The organism is Salinicola lusitanus (genome assembly GCF_038648475.1).
Classification (GTDB): domain Bacteria; phylum Pseudomonadota; class Gammaproteobacteria; order Pseudomonadales; family Halomonadaceae; genus Salinicola; species Salinicola lusitanus.
The window spans coordinates 3,741,101-3,765,649 of record NZ_CP151919.1 but is presented as its reverse complement, the minus strand read 5'-3'; the positions used below and the strand labels follow the sequence as shown (position 1 = coordinate 3,765,649).

Annotated in this window: 20 protein-coding genes; 3 read left to right on the top strand and 17 right to left on the bottom strand. The window is 65.3% G+C overall.

All coding sequences use genetic code 11. The features are described 5' to 3' along the window. From xdhC to xdhA, 3 genes are read right to left on the bottom strand one after another with little or no spacing between them, the layout of a single operon-like run. Positions 1 to 957: a xanthine dehydrogenase accessory protein XdhC gene (gene xdhC / locus AAGT95_RS17040; protein WP_342594581.1), complete on the bottom strand. Its 957-nt coding sequence runs from the start codon at positions 955 to 957 to the stop codon at positions 1 to 3. After that, positions 954 to 3,437, bottom strand: a complete 2,484-nt coding sequence (gene xdhB / locus AAGT95_RS17035; protein WP_342594580.1) for a xanthine dehydrogenase molybdopterin binding subunit — start codon at positions 3,435 to 3,437, stop codon at positions 954 to 956. The genes xdhC and xdhB overlap by 4 nt, the downstream gene beginning before the upstream one ends. Continuing rightward, complete coding sequence (gene xdhA / locus AAGT95_RS17030) at positions 3,421 to 4,881, bottom strand: xanthine dehydrogenase small subunit (protein WP_342594579.1); 1,461 nt, start codon at positions 4,879 to 4,881, stop codon at positions 3,421 to 3,423. Before xdhA ends, xdhB begins: the two co-directional genes overlap by 17 nt. Before the next feature lie 272 nt (positions 4,882 to 5,153). Between xdhA and AAGT95_RS17025 the strand changes: the two genes are divergently transcribed. Beyond that, positions 5,154 to 5,798, top strand: a complete 645-nt coding sequence (locus AAGT95_RS17025; RefSeq protein WP_342594578.1) for a TetR family transcriptional regulator C-terminal domain-containing protein — start codon at positions 5,154 to 5,156, stop codon at positions 5,796 to 5,798. Between the two features lie 385 nt (positions 5,799 to 6,183). Here the strand turns inward: AAGT95_RS17025 and modC are convergent, their stop codons facing one another. The 7 genes from modC to AAGT95_RS16990 form a co-directional block, all read right to left on the bottom strand. Continuing rightward, complete coding sequence (gene modC, locus AAGT95_RS17020; RefSeq protein WP_342594577.1) at positions 6,184 to 7,317, bottom strand: molybdenum ABC transporter ATP-binding protein; 1,134 nt, start codon at positions 7,315 to 7,317, stop codon at positions 6,184 to 6,186. After that, positions 7,314 to 8,024, bottom strand: coding sequence for a molybdate ABC transporter permease subunit (modB, locus tag AAGT95_RS17015; protein ID WP_342594576.1), 711 nt, complete (start codon positions 8,022 to 8,024; stop codon positions 7,314 to 7,316). Before modB ends, modC begins: the two co-directional genes overlap by 4 nt. Positions 8,025 to 8,031: 7 nt before the next feature. Further along, entirely contained in the window at positions 8,032 to 8,823 is a 792-nt protein-coding gene (modA, locus tag AAGT95_RS17010) for a molybdate ABC transporter substrate-binding protein (protein ID WP_342594575.1), read from the bottom strand. 92 nt (positions 8,824 to 8,915) lie between these two features. Then, positions 8,916 to 9,308 carry a winged helix-turn-helix domain-containing protein gene (locus AAGT95_RS17005; protein WP_110708833.1) on the bottom strand — a complete coding sequence of 131 codons (393 nt, stop codon included), beginning with the start codon at positions 9,306 to 9,308 and terminating at the stop codon, positions 8,916 to 8,918. A gap of 61 nt (positions 9,309 to 9,369) precedes the next feature. Next, positions 9,370 to 10,749 carry a PepSY-associated TM helix domain-containing protein gene (locus AAGT95_RS17000; RefSeq protein ID WP_342594574.1) on the bottom strand — a complete coding sequence of 460 codons (1,380 nt, stop codon included), beginning with the start codon at positions 10,747 to 10,749 and terminating at the stop codon, positions 9,370 to 9,372. 114 nt (positions 10,750 to 10,863) lie between these two features. Next, positions 10,864 to 11,262 (bottom strand): DUF2946 domain-containing protein, encoded by a 399-nt coding sequence (locus tag AAGT95_RS16995; RefSeq protein WP_342594573.1) that lies wholly within the window; start codon positions 11,260 to 11,262, stop codon positions 10,864 to 10,866. Between the two features lie 103 nt (positions 11,263 to 11,365). Beyond that, positions 11,366 to 12,070, bottom strand: a complete 705-nt coding sequence (locus AAGT95_RS16990) for a response regulator transcription factor (RefSeq protein ID WP_342594572.1) — start codon at positions 12,068 to 12,070, stop codon at positions 11,366 to 11,368. Between the two features lie 159 nt (positions 12,071 to 12,229). Here AAGT95_RS16990 and AAGT95_RS16985 point away from each other — a divergent pair, with 159 nt between their 5' ends. Together AAGT95_RS16985 and AAGT95_RS16980 are read left to right on the top strand one after the other, a co-directional pair. Continuing rightward, positions 12,230 to 12,703, top strand: a complete 474-nt coding sequence (locus tag AAGT95_RS16985; protein WP_240612334.1) for an oxidoreductase — start codon at positions 12,230 to 12,232, stop codon at positions 12,701 to 12,703. 13 nt (positions 12,704 to 12,716) lie between these two features. After that, positions 12,717 to 14,963 (top strand): ATP-binding protein, encoded by a 2,247-nt coding sequence (locus AAGT95_RS16980; protein ID WP_342594571.1) that lies wholly within the window; start codon positions 12,717 to 12,719, stop codon positions 14,961 to 14,963. On the opposite strand, the gene AAGT95_RS16975 is transcribed toward AAGT95_RS16980, so the two are convergent. From AAGT95_RS16975 to AAGT95_RS16945, 7 genes are all read right to left on the bottom strand, one after another. Continuing rightward, positions 14,937 to 16,097 carry an EAL domain-containing response regulator gene (locus AAGT95_RS16975; RefSeq protein WP_342594570.1) on the bottom strand — a complete coding sequence of 387 codons (1,161 nt, stop codon included), beginning with the start codon at positions 16,095 to 16,097 and terminating at the stop codon, positions 14,937 to 14,939. The genes AAGT95_RS16980 and AAGT95_RS16975 overlap by 27 nt on opposite strands. Positions 16,098 to 16,160: 63 nt before the next feature. Then, on the bottom strand, positions 16,161 to 17,828 hold the full coding sequence (locus AAGT95_RS16970) for a methyl-accepting chemotaxis protein (RefSeq protein ID WP_342594569.1): 1,668 nt from the start codon (positions 17,826 to 17,828) through the stop codon (positions 16,161 to 16,163). 259 nt (positions 17,829 to 18,087) lie between these two features. Further along, the gene (locus tag AAGT95_RS16965; protein ID WP_342594568.1) at positions 18,088 to 18,612 is read right to left on the bottom strand and encodes a methylated-DNA--[protein]-cysteine S-methyltransferase; all 525 of its coding nucleotides are present in this window, start codon (positions 18,610 to 18,612) and stop codon (positions 18,088 to 18,090) included. Then, positions 18,609 to 19,973, bottom strand: coding sequence for an AlkA N-terminal domain-containing protein (locus tag AAGT95_RS16960; protein WP_110599496.1), 1,365 nt, complete (start codon positions 19,971 to 19,973; stop codon positions 18,609 to 18,611). Before AAGT95_RS16960 ends, AAGT95_RS16965 begins: the two co-directional genes overlap by 4 nt. A gap of 172 nt (positions 19,974 to 20,145) precedes the next feature. Beyond that, positions 20,146 to 22,281 carry a YjbH domain-containing protein gene (locus AAGT95_RS16955; protein ID WP_240612335.1) on the bottom strand — a complete coding sequence of 712 codons (2,136 nt, stop codon included), beginning with the start codon at positions 22,279 to 22,281 and terminating at the stop codon, positions 20,146 to 20,148. Between the two features lie 9 nt (positions 22,282 to 22,290). Further along, positions 22,291 to 23,127, bottom strand: coding sequence for a capsule biosynthesis GfcC family protein (locus AAGT95_RS16950; protein WP_342594567.1), 837 nt, complete (start codon positions 23,125 to 23,127; stop codon positions 22,291 to 22,293). A 73-nt stretch (positions 23,128 to 23,200) separates the two neighbouring features. Continuing rightward, a complete protein-coding gene (locus AAGT95_RS16945; RefSeq protein ID WP_342594566.1) occupies positions 23,201 to 23,884 on the bottom strand; it encodes a YjbF family lipoprotein in 684 nt (227 codons plus the stop codon). Between the last annotated feature and the right edge of the window lie 665 nt (positions 23,885 to 24,549).

Here is a 24,549-nt window from a genome sequence, read left to right as displayed (position 1 = left end):
TCATTCTCTGGCGGAATCTCTTGAATGGGCGGTGTCGATCGGCTCGGCGCCTGCAAAGGCGGAACGAAGTCGCTCCGGCGCCGCGCCTCGTTGTGCCGGTGCGCCTTCCGGCGGGCGTTGGTCGGCCAGCAGTTCGGCGGCAACGCTGATCGCGATCTCGCGAGGGCGCTTGCTGGCGGTGGAGACCAGGCCGATGGGACAGCGAATCCGCGCCAGCGTGACGTCATCGAATCCGGCGGCGGCCAGGCGCGAGCGGAAGCTGGCCCACTTGCTGTTCGAGCCAATCATGCCGATGGAGCGCAACGCCCCGTCGCCCGAGTTCGTTCGGGATAACAGGGCGGCGACAAGATCCCGGTCCTGGGCGTGGTCGTGGGTCATCACCAGCACGTGAGCATTCGGGGGGATGGCCGCCACGGCCCGTGCCGCGCCTTCGGCATCCGCCGCCAGCGTCAGGGGCCGGATTCGGTCGGGGTAGCGGTCGTGAGAGGGCCGGGGCGGAAACGCCCCCGCGCGGCTGTCGTACCAGTCGATGCGCCAGGGCAGTGGCGCGAGCAGTTCGACCAGGGCCTGGCCGACGTGACCGGCGCCGAACAGCGTCAGATGGCTTTCGGCGCCGGCGAAGACCTCGATCAGGACATGCACGAACCCGCCACAGCACTGCCCGGAGCGGGCGCCCAGCGCAAACGCCTCGAGATGGGTGCCTGCCGCCACGGGGGTTGCCGCCAGATGCCGCCGGGCGGTCTCGATCACCTGCTGCTCGAAGTGGCCGCCACCCAGCGTATCAATGACCGCCGTCGAGGTGACCACCAGCTTGGCGCCGGGCTCACGAGGGGTCGAACCGGCAGCGCCGACGACGCTGGCGAGCACGTGAGGGACGCCGCGCTCCTGCAGGCGATGCAGCGCGGCGTGCCAGCTTTCGTGGTGGTCCCCAGCTTCGCGAGCCTCGTCGACGCTCATCGTGGGTCCCCGGCGTTCGCCTGCGCAGCGCGTAGCGCCTCGGCCGCCATTAGTACCCGCTCCGGCGTGGCAGGGGTATCCAGCGACGGACTGGCGCGGTAGCCGGTCAGGCTCGAGAGTGCATCGCGCAGCGCCGACCAGACCGAGATGCCGAGCATGAATGGCGGTTCGCCCACGGCCTTGGAGCGATAGATGCTGGCCTGGGAGTTGGGATGGCCCTCGAGCAGTTCGACATTGAAGATGGGTGGCAGGTCGCCGAAGGTCGGGATCTTGTAGGTGGCGGGGCCGTCGGTCAGCAGCCGGCCGTCGTCGTTCCACTTCAGCTCCTCGCTGGTCAGCCAGCCCATGCCCTGAATGAAACCGCCCTCGACCTGACCCAGATCGATGGCCGGATTGAGCGAGTCGCCGACATCGTGGAGGATATCGACGCGCTCGACCCGATACTCCCCGCTCAGGGTGTCGATGCGGACCTCGCTGACCGCGGCGCCGTAGGCAAAGTAGTAGAACGGCCGGCCCTGGCCGGTGTCGCGATCGTAGTGGATCAGGGGCGTGGCGTAGAACCCGGTCGCCGAGAGCGAGATGCGACCGAGATAGGCCGCCTGGACCAGGTCCCCCCACGCCACCCGCTGATGCACGTCGCCGACGCCGGAGACCAGTTCGCCGTCGACGAGACGCAGCCCCTCGCGGTCCAGGCGATAGTGCTCGGCGGCGAAGTCGAGCAGACGCTGGCGGATCTGTGCGGCGGCGTCACGGGCGGCCATGCCGTTGAGATCGGCACCGCTGGAGGCTGCGGTGGGCGAGGTGTTGGGGACCTTGTCGGTGCGGGTGGCGCTGATGCGTACCGAGTCGAAATCGAGCCCCAGTTCGCGGGCGACCACCTGGCAGATCTTGGTGTGCAGACCCTGGCCCATCTCGGTGCCGCCATGATTGATCATTACGCTGCCGTCGGTGTAGACGTGGAGCAGGGCGCCCGCCTGGTTGAGGTGCTTGGCGGTGAAGGAGATGCCGAACTTGACCGGTGTCAGCGCCAGGCCGCGCTTGATCACGGCACTTTCGCGGTTGAACGCGGTGATCTCGTCGCGGCGCTGCCAGTAGTCGCTGCTGCGTTCCAGCCGTTCGATGATCTCCACCATCAGCGGATGCTGGTCGACCTGCTGGCCGTAGTGGGTAGTGTCGCGACCGCTGCGATAGAGATTGCGCTTGCGCACGGTCAACGGGTCCTGGCCGACATGGCGGGCGATGTCGTCCATCGCCAGTTCGGCGATCATCATTCCCTGGGGGCCACCGAAACCGCGAAACGCCGTGTTCGAGGCGGTATGAGTACGCGCCCGATGGCCGGTCACGCGCGCGGCCCCCAGCGAGTAAGCGTTATCGGCGTGGAACATGGCGCGGTCGACCACCGCTTCGGAGAGATCCGGCGAGTGACCGCAGTCGCCGATCAGGGTGATGTCGCCGCCGAGGATGACGCCGTCATCGTCGAAACCCAGCCGGTAGCGATTGTGGAACGGATGGCGCTTGCCGGTAGCGCGGGTATCGTCGCCACGGGGCAGGCGCAGGCGCACGGCGCGTCCGGTTCGCCTCGCCAGCAATGCTGCGACGCATGCCCAGGGCGCGGCCTGGGTCTCCTTGCCGCCGAAACCGCCACCCATGCGGCGATTCTCCACCGTCACCGCATGGAACGGGATATCCAGCACCTCGGCGACCAGCTTCTGGGTCTCGCTGGGGTGCTGGTTGGAGGTATGGACGATGACGCCCTCATCCTCGCTGGGTACGACCAGGCAGGCCTGACCCTCGAGGTAGAAGTGTTCCTGGCCGCCGACGAACTGCGCGGCCTCGAGCACGTGGGGGGCGTGCTCGAGCGCCTGCTCCCAATCCCCGCTGACCTGCCGGTGGGTGGGGCGTACGAATTCGCCGGCCTCGGCGGCGGCGACCGGGTCGAAGCGGGGCGGCAGCGGCTCGATCTCCACTACTGCCGCCTTTACCGCGCGGCGCGCCTCGAGATAGCTGGTGGCGGCCACGGCGAACAGCGGCTGGCCGACATAGCTGACTTCCTCGTCGGCAAACATGGGGTCGCCCGGGAACACCGGCCCGATATCGCGATGCCCGGGAATGTGCTGCGTCGTGATCACGTCGACCACGCCGGGCATCGCCCGCACCGCATCGAGGTCGAGGCGGACCACCCGGCCATGGGCCACCTCGCTCAATCCCACCATGGCGTGCAGCGTATCGCCGGGTGCCGGCAGGTCGTCGATATAGCGGGCGCGTCCGGTGACATGCTTGATGGCGCTCTCGTGAGCCTGGGCGTGACGGGCAGTGTCCCGGGTCGGCCGTGGGCTGACGGTGTCGCGGGCAACCGGCTCGTCGCCTTCGAGCCGGCCGATCTCGGCGCCTTTCCCCCGGTCGGCCTCGGCCAGGGCTTCCGGCACGGCTTCGGAAGCGACGCGCGCCGATCGGTATCGTTTTTCAGTCAGCGTACGCATCGAGTGTCACCTCCTGGGTCGGTTCTTCCAGGTCCGCATGGGCGAGTGTCAGTCGCCAGCGTTCGAGCAGGTTGGCCGCGGCGGTGGCGCGGTAGTCGCGGGAGCCACGGGCGTCGCTCATTGGCGTGAGCGACTGGTGGAGTGCCCGCCTGGCGGCGCCGAAGCTCTCCTCGTCGGGGGCCTTGCCCTCCAGCGCGGCCTCCACGGCAGTGACTCTCAGCGGGATCGCCGCCATCCCACCGTAGGCGACGCGCACGTCCCGCAGCGTGCCGTCCTGCAGTCGCCAACGGAAAGCGCCCAGCAGCGTCGAGATGTCGTCCTCGCGCCGCTTGGAGAGCTTCCAGACGCGCTGTTCGTAGCCGTCGCCCGGCCTGGGGAGGAAGATGGCGGCGATACACTCGCCGGGAGCGAGAGCGGTCTGCTTGTAGTCGAGGAAGAACGACTCTAGCGGGATCTCCCGAATCCCGTGCGGCCCGGCGAGACGCAGGGTCGCGTCCAGCGTCAGCAGCACGGGCGGCGTATCGCCGATGGGGGAAGCGTTGGCGATATTGCCGCCGACGGTGGCCCGATTGCGGATCTGCTCCGAACCCAGCCGGGTCAGGAGATGCGCGAAAGCGGGGTAATGGGTTTTCAGCAGCGGCTCCCACTCGCGGTAGGTGACCGCCGCACCCACCCACCAGCCGTCCGCGACTTCCTCGATCCGGCGGAGCTCCTCGACCTGGCGCAGATCGATCACGGCGTCGAACCGCGCGAGCCGCTGGGTGATCTCGAGCCAGAGGTCGGTGGCGCCGGCGACCAGCCTGGCCTCGGGATGGCGCTGCATGGTGGCGATGAGCTCGGCGAGCGTGGTCGGCGTGAGATAGCCAGTCTGGTCCTCGCCGGCCACGGTCGGGAAGAGATCGCGAACCACCTGCTCGAAGGCGGGGTCCTCCGCCCAGGGGGGGCGAGTGTCGGTGCGTTCACCCATGCTACGGGCGGCGTCGCGTATCGGACGGTAGCCCGTGCAGCGGCACAGATTGCCGCCGAGTACCGCTTCCAGGCGGTGGTCGTCCAGTTCTTGCCGGGGGAGCGCTCGCTGCTGTTCGTGCAGCGCAAACAGCGACATCACGATGCCGGGGGTGCAGAACCCGCATTGACTGCCGTGGCATGCCACCATCGATGCCTGGGCCGGGTGCAGCGCATCGCCCCGAGCCAGGCCCTCGACGGTCACCAGGTGGGCGCCCTGCAACTGATGAGCCGGAGTGATGCAGGCATTCAAGGTGTGATAGGCCATCGCCCCGTCGTCGGGGCGGGCGATGGCGACAGTGCACGCGCCGCAATCTCCGGAGGCGCAGCCCTCCTTGGTGCCGTGCTGCGCGAGAGGACCCCGCAACAGCTCGAGTATGCTGGTGTCGGGCGCGGCGGCCAGCCGCCGACGCTGGCCGTTGAGGAAGAATTCGATCATGGGGAGCCTGCCGTTGTCATTGTGCGGGGTGCCGTCTGCCGGCAACCTTGCAGGATAAATCCTGACCGATCGGTCAGCTTCGTATAGCCTCTTCGATTCCGGCCGTGATGGCAAGTGCTCTCTACCGGTGCCGAAACGGGTTCACCGGCAGACAACCCTCATGATTCAGCATAGCATCGGCATCGGAAGCCACTGATAGGCGCGCCAGGGGCGTGGCAGCCTGGCACCGTAGCGGGCGCTTTCAGTCTGATTGATGGGTAAAAGGAGTTCAGGTGGATAATCACGATCTTCCCGAAGCCACGGCCCGGGAACGTAACGAACAGCGGATTTTCGAGGCGGCGGAGAGCGTCTTCGCCCGACACGGCTATCGGGGCGCCAGCATCCAGGCGATCGCCGCGGCTGCCGGGATCCCCAAGTCCAACGTCCTCTACTATGTCGGCAGCAAGCGCCGCCTCTATATCACCCTGCTCGAGCGTACGATGTGGCGCTGGAATGCGATGCTGAGCGATATCAGCGTCGATGACGATCCGGCGGAGGTGCTGGAGGCGTTCATTCGCAGCAAGATGAGGCTGAGCCAGACCCATCCCAGAAGCTCGCGGCTTTTCGCCAACGAGATACTGCAGGGGGCACCGTTTCTGAAAGAGTCGCTGTTCGGTGAGATGCGAAAGTGGGTGGAAGCCCGCGCCGAGGTCTTCCGCCATTGGGCGGAGCGCGGATTGATGGACCCGGTGGATCCCGTCTGGCTGATCTTTCTGATCTGGTCGGCGACCCAGCACTACGCCGACTTCGAGACCCAGATCGTGGGGATCACACATCGTGAAGCGCTCGACGAACGAGACTTTCAGTCGGCCGGCGATTTCCTCTGCCAGGTGATCATCAAGGGGTGTGGTGTCAGAAGGCGTGATGACGCGATTTAGGCCGATGAGGAACCGGGCTGGAAAGCGACACGTCGTCGAAGTGGGAGGGGCTGGGGGGGGGGAGATCGGCTGACCGTTTCGGCGTGCGACACGAGGACGGAAGCGAGTCCTTTCGCACTCAACTTCCTGTCGAGTCTCAACCTTGAGGGCCGGCAACGTCCTGTTGCTCTGCGGTCGATCCCTGGATGCTGTCCCTATCGCGTTCCGTGCGTCGTCGCATCGTCCTTGAAGGGGCTTCCTTGCGGCAGCGGCATCCTGCCATGGGCAGTGTATATGAGACTCGATCGCCAAGGCGACGGGAAAATCGCTAAAAAGCGTTAAGCTACAAAGCGATACGCTTGGGCTGAGAGTTGCCGTGGCCTGCTCTCAAGTGATTGTTTCGCCGCTAGAATCGAGAGTCGAATGCGACGCTTCGAATCAGCGCGACCATCGGCTTGCCGACCACCAGTTGCATTTCGTCACAGGCCTGTCGGGTCAGTCGGGCGCGCAGCCGTTGGCGCCCAATCGTCAGGCGCACTTCATTGGCGCTGGGTTCCTGGGTCGAGGGTTCGATCGCATCGATCACCACCGCGAGCCCGTTGCGATAGCTGGTGCCCTCGGGCATGGCATGGGCGAGGGCAACGTCGCGCACGCCCACGCGCAGACGTACCGGCGTTCCCGGTGGGTGGTCGAGCGCCGGGATGCGAAGCGTCTGTCCGTCGTCGAGGACGACCCGGGTCAAGGCGTAGGCGGGGTCGTGGTCGACCACCCGAGCACCCAGTCGCGTGGCGGCATCGAATCCACCCAGTCGCTCGGTGAGGTCGAGTCGCATCATCAGTGCGTCCAGCTGGCCGTGTGCCGTCAGCCGGCCCTGCTCGATCAGGGCGAGATGATCGGCGATCGCGGCGATCTCCGCCGTATCGTGGCTGACGTACAGCACCGGCAGGTCGATCTCCCGGGTCAGGCGGACGAGATAGTGCAGCAGTTCCCGCTTGCGTTCTCCATCGAGCCCGGTCAACGGTTCGTCCAGCAGCAGCAGGCGAGGTTGGGTCAGCAGCGCGCGGCCGATGGCGACCCGGCGCGCCTCTCCCCCCGAGAGGGTACCGGGCAGGCGCTCGAGAAGATGGCCGATCCCCAGCAGTGCCACCAGGTCGTCGAATTGGGGACGCGCTGCCCTCGGCATGCCGTAGGTGAGGTTGCCGCGAACCCGGTAGTGGGGGAACAGCCGCGCTTCCTGAAAGACGACACCCAGATGGCGCTTGTGAGGCGGTACCTGGGTACGGCTGGCGACCTCGGTCAACAGCCGCTCGCCAAGCCGGACATGGCCGGCATCGGGACGATCGAGGCCGGCGACGAGTCGCAGCAGGCTGGTCTTGCCGCTACCGGACTCGCCGAACAGCGCGGTCACGCCCCGGCCCGGCACCGTCAGTGCCACATCCAGGTCGAAGCTGCCCAGGCGCTTGTGCAGCCGACACTCCAGCGCACCGTCGGCGGCGGTGGGAGGTGCGCCCGGGGTCGAGGGATGAATGTCTCCGCTCATCGGTCGCGCTCCTCCAGGCGCTTTCTGGCGCGCCGCGCCAGCCACTCGGAGGCCATCAGCGACAGCATGGCGATGACGATCGACAGCACGCAGAGTCTGGCGGCGGCGGCTTCCCTGCCGGGCGTCTGGATCAGGGTATAGAGCGCCAGGGGGAGGGTGCGGGTCTCGCCCGGGATGTTGGACGCGAAGGTGATGGTGGCGCCGAATTCCGACAGCGCGCGGGCGAATGCCAGGACCGTGCCGGTCAGCAGGCCCGGCACTGCCAGGGGCAGGGTGATCGTGAACATGACGCGCCAGCGGTTGGCGCCGAGGGTGCCCGCGGCCGCCTCCAGCTTGGGGTCGACGGCCTCCAGCGAGAGCCTGACGGCGCGGACCAGCAGCGGGAATGCCATCACGCCGCCAGCGATGGCCGCGCCTTGCCAGGTGAACGGCAGCGACAGGCCGAAGCCCTGATAGAGCCACTGCCCCAGCCAGCCTTGGCGTCCCAGCGACAGCAGCAGCAGGTAGCCCACCACCACGGGCGGGAGCACCAGCGGCAGGTGGAGCAGGCCGTCGAGCAGGGATTTGCCGCGAAAGTCGTGACGGGCGAGCAGCCACGCCACGGCGACGCCGGGAACCAGAATCCACGCCACGGCACTACCGGCGATCTTCAGGCTGAGAGTGATCGCCTGCCACTCGGCGTCGGAGAGCGCTATCGCCTCGAACATCCGCGCCTCAGTCGGATTCGACCGGCGTGAAGCCGAAGCGAGCGAAAATCGCCAGGGCGTCGTCGCCCGTCAGCCAGCGCCGGAACGCCTCGGTGGCCTCGTTCGGCGTCGGGTTGACCACGGCGAGCGGGTAGGTGATCGGGTCGTGGCTGTCGTCGGGGAACACGCCGATCTGCTTGACCCGATCGCTCGCCTCGGCGTCGGTCTGGTAGACGATGCCGAGCGGTGCCTCGTTGCGCTCCACCAGCGCCATGGCGGCGCGGACGTTGTCGCCACTGGCCAGCCGCGACTGCAGCGCGTCCCATTCGCCGATCGACTGCAGCGCCTGCCTGGCGTAGATGCCGGCTGGTACGTGGCTGGTCTCGCCGACCGACAGGCGCTGATCGTCGCCCAGCCGGGAGACGATCGTGGTCCCGTCGCCCGGGGTGAAACCAGCAACGTCGCTGGTCGTCGGCGCGATCAGCACCAGTCGGTTCCTGAGCAGGTCGGTACGTGCCTCGACCGCGAGATCCTGGGTTTCCAGCCAGTCCATCCACTGTTCGTTGGCGGAGAGATAGATGTCGGCGGGAGCGCCGCTGGCGATCTGGCGCGCCAGTGTCGATGAGGAGGCGTAGACCGGGACGATATCGATATCGTGGCCGGCTTCGTAGGCCTGGATCGCCGCGTTCATCGCATCGGTCACCGAGGCGGCGGCATAGACCCGGACCGGGTCGGGCGCGCCGTCGGCATGCGCGACGGTCGGAACGCAGAGCGCCAGCGTCAGCAGGACAGACGGAATTCGACGGGCCGGGAGATTCACGGGCTTCTCGCTATGTATGAATGGAAATAACGGGAAGTCACTATAGCTGCCGGTGACGCGGTGGTCGAGAGGGGATCGGGCGGAGCCGTGGATCAGTCGGCGTCGGCCGCCGCTTCGGCATCGGGGGTGCCAGTCGACGCGAGACGGTTCAGCAGTGTCTTTCCATGGGGGCTGTCAGCGAGATCGGCCATCAGCCGGCGATAGTCGTCGACCAGGGCGCGCCCCTCTGCCGTCAGGGTGGCACCGCCACGCCGAGTACCGCCGGTGACGGTGTCGATCACCGGGGCGGCGAGATGTCGGTTCATGGTGTCGAGAAGTTGCCACGCCTTCTTGTAGCTCAGGCCCATCTCGCGACAGGCCGCGGCGATCGAGCCGTGCCGCTCGATCGCCTCCAGCAGCTCGATCTTGCCCGGTCCGACGACGATCTCCCGGTCGGCAACCAGGCGAAGCTGAAAGCGTGGCGAGGGGTGGTGGGTTCGGGTCATGGCGGCATCGTGGCGGTGGCGAGCCCCCGTTGTAACACAGGCGCTCGCCACGGGCCCAGGATCAGGCCGTCTGTGCCAGCTGCTGGCGGACCCCAACCCGCCAGCGCAGGTAGTCCACGGCGACGAACAGCAGCAGGCTGGCGCCCATCACCGGCAGGGCGTAGCCGAAGGCGGCCGCAACGAGGAGGGCGACCAGCCGCGACCGCCGGTCCATGAGCCGGAAGATGGCGGTCAAGGTCTGCGGTTCCCGGGAAGCGGCGGCCCGCCGCCGCCACCACATCGCGTAGCCCCAGCAGATCAGGGTGGCGAGGCACGAGGCGAACGCGATCAGCGCCAACTGGTTGGGCAGTCCGAACAGCACGCCCATGTGCAGGTCGATGCCCCAGCGGGTGAGCTTGGCCGCCAGCGGGAAGGTGGTGAAATCGGTACGGTCGAGTACCGCAAAGCTGTGCGGGTCCAGCGCCACCTGGTCGACTTCGGAGGGCCACTCGCGACCGATCTCGCGCACCCTCCAGGCACGATCCGGCGCCGATGGCGGTTGCAGCTCGATCTTGCCCGCCAGCAGGCCGGCGTGACGGGCTGCCGCCAGCGCTCGGTCGAAGTCGGCACCGGTCACCGGCGCCGCTCCCATATCCATCCCCCCCGCGCCGTGGTGGTGCTCGGCGTGGGGATCGGCGGCCGCGGTCTCCTGTCCCTGGAGCGCCGTGGAGACACTCGGCGTGCCCCAGCCCCAGGCGTGGCGCAGTTCGGCGATATTGCCGCCGGCCCACTTCGACCAGGTGAGACCGGTCGCCGAGAAGAATACCAGGCCGACCAGCGCTACCGCTCCAAGGGTGGCGTGACGCTGGCGCAGGCGCTGCGGTCCCGCCGCCTGCCGGCGGATCCGACGGCGGCGCCACCACAGGAAGCCGCCGCCCAGCGCGGCGATCCAGAGCCAGGAGGCGGCCAGTTCGCTGTAGAGGCGCCCGGGTTCGCCCAGCAGCAGGCTGCGGTGGAGCTGATCGATGGTGGTGCGCAGCGGCAGCACGCCACTGGTGCCGTAGACCGGCAGATCGCCGCGTACCGCCAGCGTCACCGGGTCGATGAACAGCGCGCGGTGCTGGAACTCCGCCACGCTGGGGTCGTCGAACATCACTCGCGTGGTCTGGCCTGCCGCCGGCGCCGGGCGCACCGCGGCGGGGGCCGCGCTGGTCCCCGCGGCTACCTCGGCGGCGGCGATTTGGCGTGCCAGCGGCTGTGCTTCGCCCTCGCTCTGGGTGGTCAAGGCGTCATGGTAGAGCCAGCTCTCCAGCTGGGGCGTCAGCGCATAGGCGATCCCCGATAGCGCGGCGACGAGCAGGAAGGGCCCGACGAACAGGCCGACGTAGAAGTGAAGACGAGTGATCAGTGCAACCCACAAGGGGCGCTGGCGGCGATCGGCCGCCGATGAAACGGTGTCCATGGGTGAACTCCAGGCCTGGACCGGATGGCAGCGCCCGACGACGGTCGTCGGGCGAGCGTGACATGGCCCCGATGCGCATCGGGTCACGATGGGCGCGCGGAGCGGGGAACAGGTTCAGGCCAGGGGCGGTGCACGAGAGGCGTAGCGGGGATAGACCGGCGTCGGCGACGGCGGGGCGATGACCTCCAGCGGATGCACGGCCGACGGTGGCGGCGTTACCGGTGGTGTGACACGCGGCGGCGCGATGCCGGGTGCGTGGAGAAACAGCTCGCAGTACCCGCAGGCGGCCAGGTGCCAGTGGTCGTCTGCGCTCATGCCCCGAGCGGACGATAGCATCCGATGATCGTCGACGGCCGCCGCGTGATGGGACGCGGCCATCGTCATGCCGCCGTGGGCCGGCATCTCCATCAGGCGCTGCATCTGGCTGATCAACGGGCCCGTGAACGCCATCAGCATGGCGAACAGCGCGAGCGCGGTCAGCGGGCGGTAGCAGCGATGCCAGAAATGCGTCATATCTCGTCCAGGACGCCGTCGTCAGAGGGGGACTCTACGCGCTGGCGGTCTGGCCGCCAATCTTGACCGCCCGGGTGTGTAATTATGCCGCACCCGGCGCGAGTCAGGGATTGACGAGCTGGACGTCGAGGCGATACCCGTGCTGGTAAATGCTCTGCAACTTGACGCCGTGGCGGCCGTCCAGTGCCAGCTTGCGCCGCAGTCGGCTGACATGGGTGTCTACCGTGCGGGTAGCGATGTCGCCTTTATGGCCCCATACGACTTCCAGCAGGTGGGCTCGTGAGAGCAGTTCGCCAGCGTGAGCGAACAACAGGCTGACCAAACGATATTCTCTTTCCGTCAGCGGGATCCATTCCCCGGCCAGCGACACCTGGCGCTGGCTGGCGTGGAGCTCGTAATCGCCGAGTCGATGGCGTTCACGGGGCTGGGGAGAATTGACGCGTCGCGCCAGCGCGTTGACCCTGGCGACCAGTTCCCGTGGGCGCAGCGGTTTGCCGAGGAAGTCATCCGCGCCCAGCGCCAGCGCCTTGACCACGGTCTCCTCCTCCTGGTTGGCCGTCACGAACAGGATCGGGCCCTGCCAGCCATCGTGCTGTCGAAGCTGCGCCAGCACGTCCATGCCGCTGGCATCCGGCAGATACCAGTCGAGGATCATCATGTCGAAATGATGCTGCTTCAGTCCTCGGCGGAATTCGCTGGCGCGGGAAAACATCCGTGGCCGGTGGCCCGCGCCGTCGAGGCAGATTTCAATGAAAGCCTGCTGATCCGGATCGTCCTCCAGCACGCCGATGTGCATGGATGTCGTCATGAAGTTCCTCGACCGTCGAATGGTGATTCGCCGCTTGGACCAGTCTGCCTCAGTGTCACAAAGGTTCACAGTCTGGATCGAGAAACTCGAAATATAATCGACGAAAGTTCCGGGGGATCGGCTTAAATGGGCGCACTGACACGGTCAATCGGCGGTTTGTTGATTTATGGCATAACGCTGTCGATGCCGGCCTGGGGGCTGGAGCAGCCGAGTGGTCCGATCCTGCTGACGGTCTCCGGCAATATCGGCAAGACCAATGTCGGCGATACCGCCCAATTCGATCGCGCGATGCTCGAGTCACTGACGGGGGGCCGCACGCAGACTCACACGCCGTGGCACGACGGCCTGATGACCTTCGAAGGCCCGTTGGGCCGTGCCGTGCTGCAGGCGGTCGACGCCCGAGGTGACGCGCTGCGAGTCGTGGCCCTCAACGATTATGCGGCGACGATACCCGTTGGTGACTGGCAGCGCTATGACGTGCTGCTGGCGCTGACGGCCAATGGGGAACCGCTGCGCGTCAGGGACTATGGGCCGATATTCGTGATCTATCCCTTCGACGACCACCCTGAGCTGAAAAACGAGGACATCGTCACCCGCTCCGTCTGGCAGGTGACGCGGATAGAGGTCCAATGAGGTCTCGAGTCCGATGCCGGGCGTAACGGCCAAATCCCTGCTCTCTCGGCGATTCAGGGTCGCGACCTTCGCGGCCGTGCTGTTCTTCTCGTGCACCCTCGTCACCGGCGGGATCATCGTCGCCCGGCAGCACACCGTTGCCGGCCGCCTGCTCGAAAATCTGGTCTGGGCCGCGTACCAGCTCGATCGCGAGGGTCGAGAACTCTCCACAAGATTGTCATCCCTGGCTTCCGAGGCAGAGTGGGAGGCGGTCCAGCTTCGTTTCGAGATCTTCTACAGCCGGCTGACACTCCTGCAACGCGGGGAACTCGGTCGATCGATCGAGGCGGTGAAGGATGCTCGATCGCATCTCGACAAGCTCGTTCGGGAGATCGTGATGCTGGATCGAACGCTAGAGACCTTGTCGAGCCTGCCGTGGACCGAACGGATTTCCAGACTCCCCGCTCCCCGGCAGCGACTGGAGGCGATCACGTTGTCGACCCAACAGTTACTGGTCGATATCAATGCGAGGGTCTCCTCCGGTCGCCTGATCGAGCGTCGCCAGATGATGCAGCTGTACGGCCTGGCGTTGACGCTGGTCGTATTGGCGATGCTATCGGGTGCCATCCTGATCAGGGCCCTGTTTCGGGAGGCGATGAGTCGCCATCACAAACTGCAGCAGTTGGAAGTCCAGCGTCAGGCGCTGAATGAGGCCGTCGAGCGTGCCGAGCGCGCGAGTCGCAGCAAGTCGGAATTCATGGCGGTCATGAGTCATGAGATTCGCACGCCGCTCAACGGAGTGGTCGGGATGGCGGACTTGCTGTCCACGGAGGTCGTCTCGACGCGGGGACTTCAGTATCTGAAAGCGCTGAAGCAGAGCGCCTCCGGGCTTCAGGTCATCATCAACGACATACTCGACTACTCCAAGCTGGAGAGCGGGAGCCTGGAGCTAGATCGGCACGCTTTCGACTTCCAGGAATTTCTCGATCAGATCTACGAAGAGTACCGACTCTGCGGTACCCGCGTTGCCTTCATCCGGGAGCTTTCACCCCGACTGCCAAGATATGTCGTCGGCGATGTGACCCGGCTACGGCAGGTGTTGATGAATCTGCTCAACAACGCTTTCAAGTTCACCTCCGAAGGCCAGGTCGCCCTGAACGTCTTCAACGACGAGGCGTGCCGAATTCAGTTCGAGGTGTGCGACACGGGCTGCGGTATTCCCGACGATTATCGAGCCCGACTGTTCACTCCCTTCTCGCAGGTCGATGCCTCCATCGCCCGGCGACACGAGGGGACCGGACTGGGACTGGCGATCTGCAAGCGCCTGGTCGATGCCATGGGCGGCGAGATCGGTTTCGCTGGCCGCGAGGGCCATGGCACTCGCTTCTGGGCGAGCATACCGCTGCCGGAGGTTTCCTCCGTGGAGGCGGTGGCCACGTTGCCGATAATGACGGTGCCGGTTCAACGAAGCATTCTCGTCGTCGAGGACAACGCCATCAATCAGCAGGTCGCTCGCGGCATGCTGGAGGCACTGGGCCAGCGCGTCACGATCGTCGAGAACGGCAGTGAGGCGCTGGCCCTGCTGCGGGAACATCGCAAGGCGTTCGATCTGGTTTTGATGGACATGCAGATGCCGGTCCTCGATGGCGTCGAGACTACCCGGCGCTGGCGATCGCAGGAGCCCCGGCCGATCCTGCCGATCGTCGCCATGACCGCGAACGTGATGCCCGAGGATCGGCAGCGCTGCCTTGACAGTGGCATGCAGGGCGTGATCCTCAAGCCTTTCACGCGTCAGGACCTGCGTCAGGTACTGTTCACGCACCTGGGGCCGACCTGCGGGAGCACCGGCAGCGATGGCGCCACGTTGCCATCTGGGTCGGCTGGAGGCATTGCCGAACCGCCAGCGCTCTTGGACGACGCGGTCTGTCGGGAGTTGCGGGCCTCGCTGTCGACGGATGCGCTCGAATCGCTCTACCACCGTTTCTTCCTGCGTCTGGAAGACAGGATCGGCGCCTTGAGGTCGGCCATCCGGAATGGCGATGTCGTGATGATTCGTCGCGAAGCGCACTCGTTGAAAGGGGCCGCCGCCGCGCTGGGCTGTCTCGGCCTGGCGGAGCTGGCGGCCGGTTTCGAGGCGTTCACGACGGCAGAAGGTGTGAGTCATGTCGAGAAGCAAGTCGATCGGTTGAACGCCTGCGCCGAGCGCACCCGCCGAGCCATCGCCATCCCGTTGGCAACGGTGCCCCAGGCGGCCTCAGCCCGAGGCGGCGAGCACGCTTGACGAGCGATACCAGGTCTCGAACGCTGACCCCGGCATCGGGCGGCCCAGCCAATACCCCTGAGCGATGTCACAGCCGGCATGGCGCAGGAGTTGATACTGCGTCTGTGTCTCGACGCCCTCGGCCACCACCTTCATGTGCAACCGATGGCCGAGGTCGAGGATCGACAAGGTGATCGCTTCGGCGACAGGGTCCTGGTCGGCGCGGGAGACGAAGCTGCGATCGAGTTTCAGCTCGTCGAAGGCGAGGCGGTGAAGCTGCGTCATCGACGAGTAGCCGGTGCCGAAATCATCCAGCGACAATCGACAGCCACGCTCGCGTAATCCCCGCAGGATATGGGCGGCGTAACTCAGGCACTCGATGCCAGTGGATTCGGTGACTTCCAGCGTGAGGTGACGCAACGGCGCTCCCCGGGCTTCCGCCAGCAGATCGAACGACGCCAATACGTCGGCGGACTGGATCCAGGCCGAGGGTATGTTGACGGCCAGGTTCAGGGGCCAGCCATTGGCGTGCCACCGGGCAAGCTGGTCGAACGCCAGGGTGAGCACTCTCCAGGTCAACTCGACGATGAAACCATGACGTTCGGCGAGCGGGATGAAAAGATCGGGCGCGATCGTCCCATGATCCCGCGTCTGCCAGCGCAACAGGGCCTCGGCGCCGGTCACGCGCTCTCGGCGCAGATCGAATTTCGGCTGGTAGACCAGGAAGAATTCGTTGCGTGACAGAGCGCGAACCAGATCCTCGATGGCGAGTTGTCGTGGGCGTGACGCCAGGGGTTCGAGCAGTTGATCCAGGCCGGTCAGCAAGCGTCGCTTCGGCAGAAATCCCAGCATGCCGAGGCCTTTCTTGCGACCTGCCTGGATGACTCGATCGGCGATGTCGTCCGCGCATGCGCTCAACAGCACGATCGAGGCGTCCAGTCGCAGATCGTGGAGATATTGCAGGACATCGAAACCGTCGAATTCGCCAAGTGCGAAGTCCAGCAAAATCAGGTCGACCGCCATTCTCTCGGGCCCGCGAGCCAGCTCGTCGAGGCCGCCCACGGCATCGACCTGATAATCCCGCTGGCTGAGCAGATGCGCGGCCAGGGTGCGGATTTCGTCGTCATCGTCGATGACCAGAGCGCGTCTCGGCATGCTTCTTCCTTGGTGATGGCAGGATCGGTGCGTTCCGGGACGGCGGCCAGGGCCGCCGTGCCCTCAGAACGATTCCCACTCCAGCGCCCGACTGGCCTTCGGTGCAGTGGTGATGGCGTGCCGATTCGGCGTCGCCGGCGTCGTGGGCGCGCTGGACTTGGCCGGTGGTGCGGTCTGGCTGAGCTTGAAACCCGACAGCAGTTCGTCCAGCCGCAGTACCTGGTCGCGCATCTCTGCCGCCGCCGCGCGCGACTGCTCGACCATCGAGGCGTTGTGCTGGGTCATGCTGTCGAGGTCGGAGACGGCCGTATTGACCTGGCCAATGCCGATACTCTGCTCTTTGGTGCCGGCACTGATCTCGTTGATCACATCGTTGACATGCTGAACGCTCTTGACGATGTCCTGCATCGCGCTTCCTGCCCGGTCCACCAGCTCCGCACCGCTGCGCGCGTGGGCGACGGAGGTGTCGATCAGCGTGCGGATCTCGTTGGAGGCCTCGCTGGAGCGACTTGCCAGAACCCTGACTTCCTGAGCGACGACGGCAAAGCCACGACCGTGCTCACCCGCGCGAGCGGCTTCCACCGACGCGTTGAGCGCGAGGATGTTGGTCTGGAAGGCGATGCTGTCGATCATCGCGATGATCTCGCTGATCCGGTTCGATGAATCCCGTATATCGCCCATGGTAGCGATCACCGCTTGCATCGTGTTCTGACCGGCCCTGGCGTTGTCGACGGTGTCCTGGGTCAATCGAGAGGCTTGCTGAGCCGAATCCGCGGTGTTCTTGACCGTGGCGGAGATCTGCTCCATCGAGGCTGAAGTCTGCTGCAGGTTCGACGCCGACTGCTCGGTACGGGAAGCGAGATCGTCGCTGCTGTGGGCAATTTCGTCAGCCGCGACGCTGACCGAGGCGGTGCTGTTGCGAACGCCCTGCAACAGTTTGTCGATCCGGGCGATGAAATTGTCGAACTGGGTTGCCAGGTCGCCGATCTCGTCTCGCCGGCGGCTGGCGATTCGGGCGGTCAAGTCACCGTCGCCCTCCGAGATTTCCCGGATGCGGGCAGTGATCTGGCGAAGCGCTCGGGACATCAGGAGCGGCCCACCCAGGGCGAGAGAGACCGAGAGCACGAGGACGACGATACCGAACCCGATGATCGCGGTTTCCTGGGTGTCGGCGCGGGAGAGCGCGGCGGACTCCAGCTCGGGAATGAGTTCGAAAGCACGCTGCCCCGCGAGATCGTAGATCAGGCGCAGTTCCTCGAAGGCTGTCAGGGAGTCGCCTTCCAACTGATCGCGTGCCGCCGCGGTGTCGCCATTGGCGTGAAGATCGAAAGTCTTTCGTGAGGCGTCGAGCCAGTTCCGGTATTTGTCATCCACACCGGCGGTCGTCGCGACCACCTCCGGGTAGTCGGCCATCAGGGTCCGGAAATTCGTGATGCGATCCCAGGCCTGGCGGGCGTTTTCACCATGCGCGGCCAACGCCTGTCGGGCGCGCTCGGAGCCTGGTGTCGACCGCAGGAATTCGAGTTCGGCGACTCTGGACTGATAAAGATCGCGGTCGCCGTTCAGGACATCGCCAATCGCGGCATTGAACGTGCCGCCAAACTCCTGCATGCGAGATTTGAGAGATTCTATCAATCGGTAGTCGGCCAGATAGACAATCATCAAGGCGAGAGGGATCAGGAGAAACGCAAGCGTGTACTTGATGCGGATTTGTCGAAAATTGGTCAGCATGGACGTTGCCTCGGTTCGGGATAGGTAACCGATAAATAAGGCGCTTCTCATGCTTAGTCGACTATGCAACCCGATATGTCACGTTTGTTGACATTGCCGGATTTTCTGAATAGCACTTTCGTCTTGCTGGCGTAAAGAACTATCCAATTCGGCCGATATTGCTGGATTTTACTCCCCCTTTTTCGACCATATCTCCATGATGTATTGCGCGAAAAACTCTCCGGATACAGCGTCGGAAACGGTTGGGCAGGTATTGCCATTATGGCTTGGCGAGAGCGGATTCGTGGGTCAATAGCCACTGTTTTCTGGCGACACCTCCCGCATAGCCCGTCAATCTGCCGTCGCTGCCGATCACTCGGTGGCAGGGGACGACGAGAGAGATCGGATTGCGTCCGTTGGCGGCGCCGACCGCTCTGACCGCCGACGGGGCGCCGATCTCCACGGCGATGTCGCGATAACTGCGAGTCTGGCCATAGGGGATTGCCCGAAGCGCCTGCCAGACCCGGGCCTGGAAGTCGGTGCCACGAGGGGCCAGCGGCAGGTCGAATGTCGTCAGCTCCCCCTGGAAGTAGGCCTCCAGTTGCCGCGCGCATTGCGCGGTGACGGCATTGGGGTTGTCGACGTGATCCGGTGTCTTCGAGAAAGCGATCCAAGTCAGGCCCTGCGCGGTGGCGCGAATCTCGATGGGGCCCAGGGGGATCGAGGCCGACGGTTGATAGCGCTGGACGAATTCGTCGTGACGCGTCGGCAGACGGGCGTCGTACTGAGGGAAGTCGGTGTTCATAGGATCTGGTTCCAGAGCTGCATTGTGAGATAGCTGCGCCACGGGGACGCGGAGGCGACATCCACGGGCGTCTCCCGACGAGCGAGCGCGCGGCGCAGACCGACATCGCCGTCCAGCCAGACGTCGGGGTCGCCGTTCCCGCGCATGGCGACCACGTTGGCCGTCCATGGGCCGATGCCCTTGAGCGAGAGCCACTGCCGTGGGTCGTCGCCGATGTCCCCCCGGTCATGGGCGCTCGCCAGCCGCCGGACGGTTTCCCGGCGGCTGGCGGGCAGCTTCAGGAAAGCCAGATCGCTGGCGGCGATGGCGCTGGCGGTAGGGAAGCGCCGGCGTCCGCCGGTTTCGGTCTCCCCGAGGTGGTCGACCAGGCTCTGGATCAGGCGATTGGCGGCGGCGATCGAGATCTGCTGGCCGAGCACGGCACGGATGCCGGCTTCGAAGACGCTCCAGGACCCCGGCAGGCGCAGCCCCTCGGCCAGCGGTAGATCCGGTAGATGCCGCTGGAGGTGGGCTTCGATGGTGGCGGTGTCGGCATCCAGGTCCAGCATCCGCCGGATCTGACCCACGATGGCACTGAGGTCGCCGAGCTCGCTCAGGACCAGCGTGACCACGAACTGGTGGCGTTCTTGGTCGTGCCTGGCCTCGAAGTAGCCGGTGGTCTCCCCCTGTCTCAGGGTCCGCCCCAATGAATGTTCGTCGACCCACTCCAGGCCGTCGATGACGTGAAGCGCATAGAAATGGCGCAGACGCTCCCACTGGTAGGGCGGGCGATAGGCGAGCTTGACGGTCAGGGCGGCGCTGTTGCGCTTGCGCCGTCGGATATCGCTGGGGGCCAGCGCCATCTGTCGTCTGAAGGCGTCGTTGAAACGCCGGAGACTGGAGAAGCCGCTGGCGTGGGCGACATCGATCACCGGCAACGTCGTCTCGTGCAGCAGTTTCTTGGCGAACAGGCACTGGCGGTAGATCGCGTACGCCTTGGGCGATACCCCGAACCGACGCTGGAACAGCTGGCGCAGATAGCGCTCGCCGATGCCCAGCCTGTCGCAAAGCGCCGTGACATTGCCCTGTTGCAGCGCGCCGGCATCGATCAGACGAATGGCCCGCGCCAGCGTGGTCTGAGGCCCCTGCCAGGCGGGAGAGTCCGGTGCACTGTCCGGACGGCAGCGCAGGCAGGGGCGAAAACCGGCGCGGGCAGCGGCGACCGCCGACTCGAAGTAGCGAACGTGGCGCTCCTGCGGGAGGGTCGCCGGGCAGATCGGGCGGCAGAAGATCCCGGTGGTTTCCACCGCAATGAAGAAGCGACCGTCGAAGCGGGCGTCTCGGGCCAGGCGGGCACTGCGGCACTGCTGAGGGTCGAGCATGAGGGCGTGTCCTGATCATCGTCTCGGCCTCATTGTAGCGGGACGAGTCGGCGGGACCGGCCGGATCCGGCACTCAATGATTGCCACGGCGAGGATATCGGATCGTCGGATCGAGGCAAGAACGGCGCCCGTGAAGCGCCGTTCGAGAGCGAGGCTGGCAGGTCGCCCGCCGCTACTCCCAGAGCTTGTCGTAGTCATTCCAGTAGTGACCCATGTCGCGATCCTGGGTCAGGCCATAGAGCGTGTAGCGGCGGGCGAGACGGGCGCCGCCATCGCGGGTCAGCGGCTGCCAGGCGATGGTCGTGCTGCTGCGGCTCGATTCCGAGAAGAAGACATCGAGCGGGATCGAGACGTAGAGCCCCTTGTCGAAACTGCCTTCGCCGTAGTCGTCGCCGGCGTCCGTCAGCGTTGCCCAGGCACCGATCCGCACCCCGGAATCGAACTGGCGGGAAAGATCGAATGTTGCGCCGAGGTCCTTGGCCAGATAGCGACCCACGCTGACCTGAGCGAGAACATCCTCGATGCCGGTCTCGATATAGGCGGTGGCGTGACCGGTCCAGGTGTCGTAGTCGCGCATGTCGAAGCGCTGGTCGAAATCCCGCTGCTTGACCCAGTTGAGGTCGACGCCGAACGCCACCGGGCTGTTGAAGGGGCGATAGAGCACTTCGCCACCGGCGCCGGCATACATCATCTCGAGCAGACCGCCGTAGGCCATACCGTACCAGTCCTGGCCGAATCGCAGGGTGCGGGTGTACTGCAGGTTGTAGATACCGAGACTGGTTTCATCCAGATAGCTGTTGATGTTGGTGCGAACGCGAGGCAGCCTCGAATTGGCGACGTAGTCGAAGTCATCGAAATTGTCCGCCAGGTTCAGGGCGGCGCGGCCGCTGAACCAGCCGTTGGGGTCGGTGCGGTATTCGGCGTCGAGCTTGGCATAGATCTGATAGAGGTAGCCGTCGGGACCTCCCAGGTTCTGATTCAAGCCCGGCGACAGGCTCCAGGTGAACTGATCGAGATCGTTCTGATAGAGCAGCTCGCCGGCGGGAGGGGTGTCGCCGGGTTGCGTCAATGCCGAGGCGTACAGACCGTAGCGATACTGCTGGTCATAGGCCGTGGAACCGGCTGCGTCGAGATAGGCCTGGCGATCATGGACATCGTCGCGCAGTCCCATGCCGACAGTCTGCCAGCGGTAGCGGTACGTGCCGATATCTTCCGCGGTATGGTTGTTGAGGATGCGATTGGCGCGGCCTTCGCTCTCCAGCATCGAGCGATACTTTGTCGCCTCGGCCTCGACGATCAACTCGTCGTCGTCGCGGGTGATACGCCGCACGCGCATCCCGGCATTGGCCTGCAGTTCCGAACTGACGGCTTGCCAGTCCTGTGCGGTCCGCTCCGGTGCCGCCTGGATCGGTACCGGGCGCGGATCGTCGGTCTTGGGTTGGGCAAGGCCGGCGAGATTGCCTCGGAAGGTGATACCGAACATGGCGGTGTCGCCGCGCTCCCATCCGGCGCTCAACGAGACGTTGTCGTTGAGGCTCAGGCGGGCCCCGAGATTGAGCGGAGAGGATTGCGCCAGGGTGGTCTCGAACGGTTCGCTCCGGTAGTCGTTGCCATCGTATTCGAGCTGGAGGGTCAGCGGCTCCCAGCCGGTCTGGTATTCGATGCCGCCGAACAGCCCGACGTCGCCGCTGAAGATGTCGCCGAACTCGAAGTCGCCGGCTTCATCGGGGTTCTCCGTGGAGCGCTCGTCGAATCGATCCGATACCGCCCCCAGCGGATTGCCGATGCCGCCACCATTGGCCAGATAGCCCCAGCCCAGCCCGAGCGTGAAATCGAAGTCGTACCAGCGTTTGCTGGCGACCAGATACTCGCTGCCGAAGAGGCCGGTACCGCCGAAGTCGCGGAAGCCCAGCGCCACGGCTGGCGTGTTGCGGTCCTCCTCGAGTAACCGCAACTTGAAGTCGATCCCTTTGTCCAGGTAGGCGCGCCCGGGATCGCTGGAGGCCGGGTAGTCCTGGTTGGTGATCGCCGTGTAGCGAAAGCCGGCCTCCAGCCAGTCCATCGGCTGAAAGCTGATGTTGTAGCGGAGGTAGGGCGACACATGGCTGTGATTGAGGGAGATGTCCCCCAAGGGTGCCATGCGTGCCGTCGGCGTCTGCATCAGCCCGACGCCGCCGAAATCGGTACGGGCCTGCCCCAGGTCTGCCTGCACGATGGGGGCGTGCGCCATCAGCATCGGGAGCGAGACTCCCATGACCGGGGTGAAAAGGCGCAGCTGCGTCCAACGGCGATCTGCGAATGTCGTCATGAGCATGGCTTATTGATAGAGATGGGCTGGATCGAGCGTGATGCATTCGTCGCCGGGCATGCGTGTGGCCAGAAACTGGGGTAGGGCCATATCGACCCACTGGGCGCCGACCGAGTCCAGGGGCAGGGGGACCACCACGCGGGTGCCGGGGACCAGCGGTGCTCGCTGGTGATTCCAGGCGGCGATGCCCAGGCGATGAATCTCGCCCTGGGGACTTACCAGTTGCAGTGTATCGGCACCGATATAGGCGTTCTCGTCGAGTCGGGCGAGCAACGTATCGGTGGTCATGCCCGGCTCCCACGCCAGCCTGGTGATGCCCTGGGGTGTCCAGGCCTCGATCCATTCGGGGGTCTGGCACCAGCCCAGCGCGTCGACATCCTCGAGTCGGGGCACCTGACGCAGATGCGCCATCAGCCAGGTCGGATCGACTCGCCCCGGTATCCGCCCCTTGTCCAGTTTGGCGAGCGCCTCGCGCCACGCCTCGAGGCCGTCACCGACCCTGGGTGCGCCCAGTAACCGGGCTTGCATGGCAAGGCCCTCGAGTTCGGCGTCCAGGCGGCGTTGGCGCTGACGCTCCTCGGCCGTGGCGTCATCTCGAGCCACGAAGGCGCGCGACCAGTTGACCGTGGTCTCCCGTTCCACGGTCAACCAGGCATCCAGCAGCGACGGGGAAGGCGACGGTGGCCGACGTCCCTCGATATCGATGGTGAAGGTCGAGGTCGGTTCGCTGTCGTCCTGGGCGCCGGCGTTACCGGCCAGACCGAGAGCGCACAGTGCGATGGCGATCCAGTAACGCGTGGTGCGCCATGGCTGGCGCCGATGATACGGGAAACGGGGGGTCACCATGTGTCGATCTCGTCCTTGCTGCGCTTCACGAAAATCCCTGTCTCGCTCTCGCCGAGGGGCGACGCTACCTGGGTCACCAAGGGCGGGCGACCTGCCAGTCGAATATCGGCGCGCCGGGCCATGGTTGGGTTTCGACCGCCCATAGTCGGCCATCTTCCGGCGCTCGCCAGAGTGTGCCGTGAGTGACGTTGCCATCCTCCCAGTTCACGGTTTCATGGCAGACCTGCAACGCTCGCGACATCAACGGCAGTTCGACCTGGGAAGGTGCCGCGTCACAGTCGAGCAGGGCGGTCGCCTGGCCGTGGTGCAGGTCGCCGTCCGCCGTCTGCCACTCCCGCGTGAGGCGATAGGCGATCGAGGAGGAACTTCCTCTCCAAGGACTTTCGTCGACGATCTCGCCTTCCTCGCCAGTGATGCTGGTGTCGATCAAGTTCTGCTCGAGACCGGCGCTGCTGTGCAGGTAGCCATCCTTCAGGGCGACGGTGGCCGAGTCGCGGAACTGCCAGTAGGTCATGTCTCCAACCTGACTCGCCAGGATCACCAGTCCGCCATGCCCCTCGACGTGAAAGTCGAGCGAGGCGTAGGAAGTGGCGGCGGCCTGGTCGGACACGTCGCCGCTGGCGGAACCCGGAACCAGGCCATCAAGGGCGCGCCCACTGCCCAGGGAGCAGCCGGAGAGGAGGAGGCTGGCCATGGCGAGACAAAAGAAGACCGCCCGAGGGCGGTCTTCCAGGCGGTAATGACGTGCTGCTGTCATTACCGGGTCCCGGTCGTACCGGTGGTGCCGGTCGTTCCGGTAGTGCCGTCACTGCCCCCTGCTGCGGCCAGCGCACCGACCGACGACGCCGCAGTGCTGGTGCCGACAGACGAGGCTGTCGATGCACTAGCGGCGGTGCCGGCTCCGGCGGCGCTGCCCGTTGCGACTTCCTGGGCGACGGCGAGTGAAGAGACAGCCATTAACGCGACTGCCATTATGGCCAGTTTCTTCATAAGTACCTCCTAACGTGTTGGTTAAACCAACGATGTGGTCCGAGGACCATCTGTATTCTTACCAATATCACGTATCTGAGCAATTATAACTTTCAACTTTCTGGCGTTGTAGTGTGTCAAAACAAAGACACCCGGCGCGCTGCACTGAATGGCATCAAGTATAGTTAGTCATCTCCATTATGGTGCAAGCGTCGCGAGATAAAGCAACAAAATTATCATGTGTTTTTATGAAACTTTGATTGTATTTAGTGTGATCGCCAAGTTTAATTTGTCTAAAAATGGAGACAGTTGGCTCGTTTGCGAGCTTGATGAAGTGCAGAAATTGGCCGATCGCCGGGAAAAAGCGCACGGCGCATCGCGCCTCTCTTGAGCCGAAAGCCGGTGCTGCAAGGTGGTTTCGTACTTTTCTTTCTATAAGTCATTGAAAAGCAA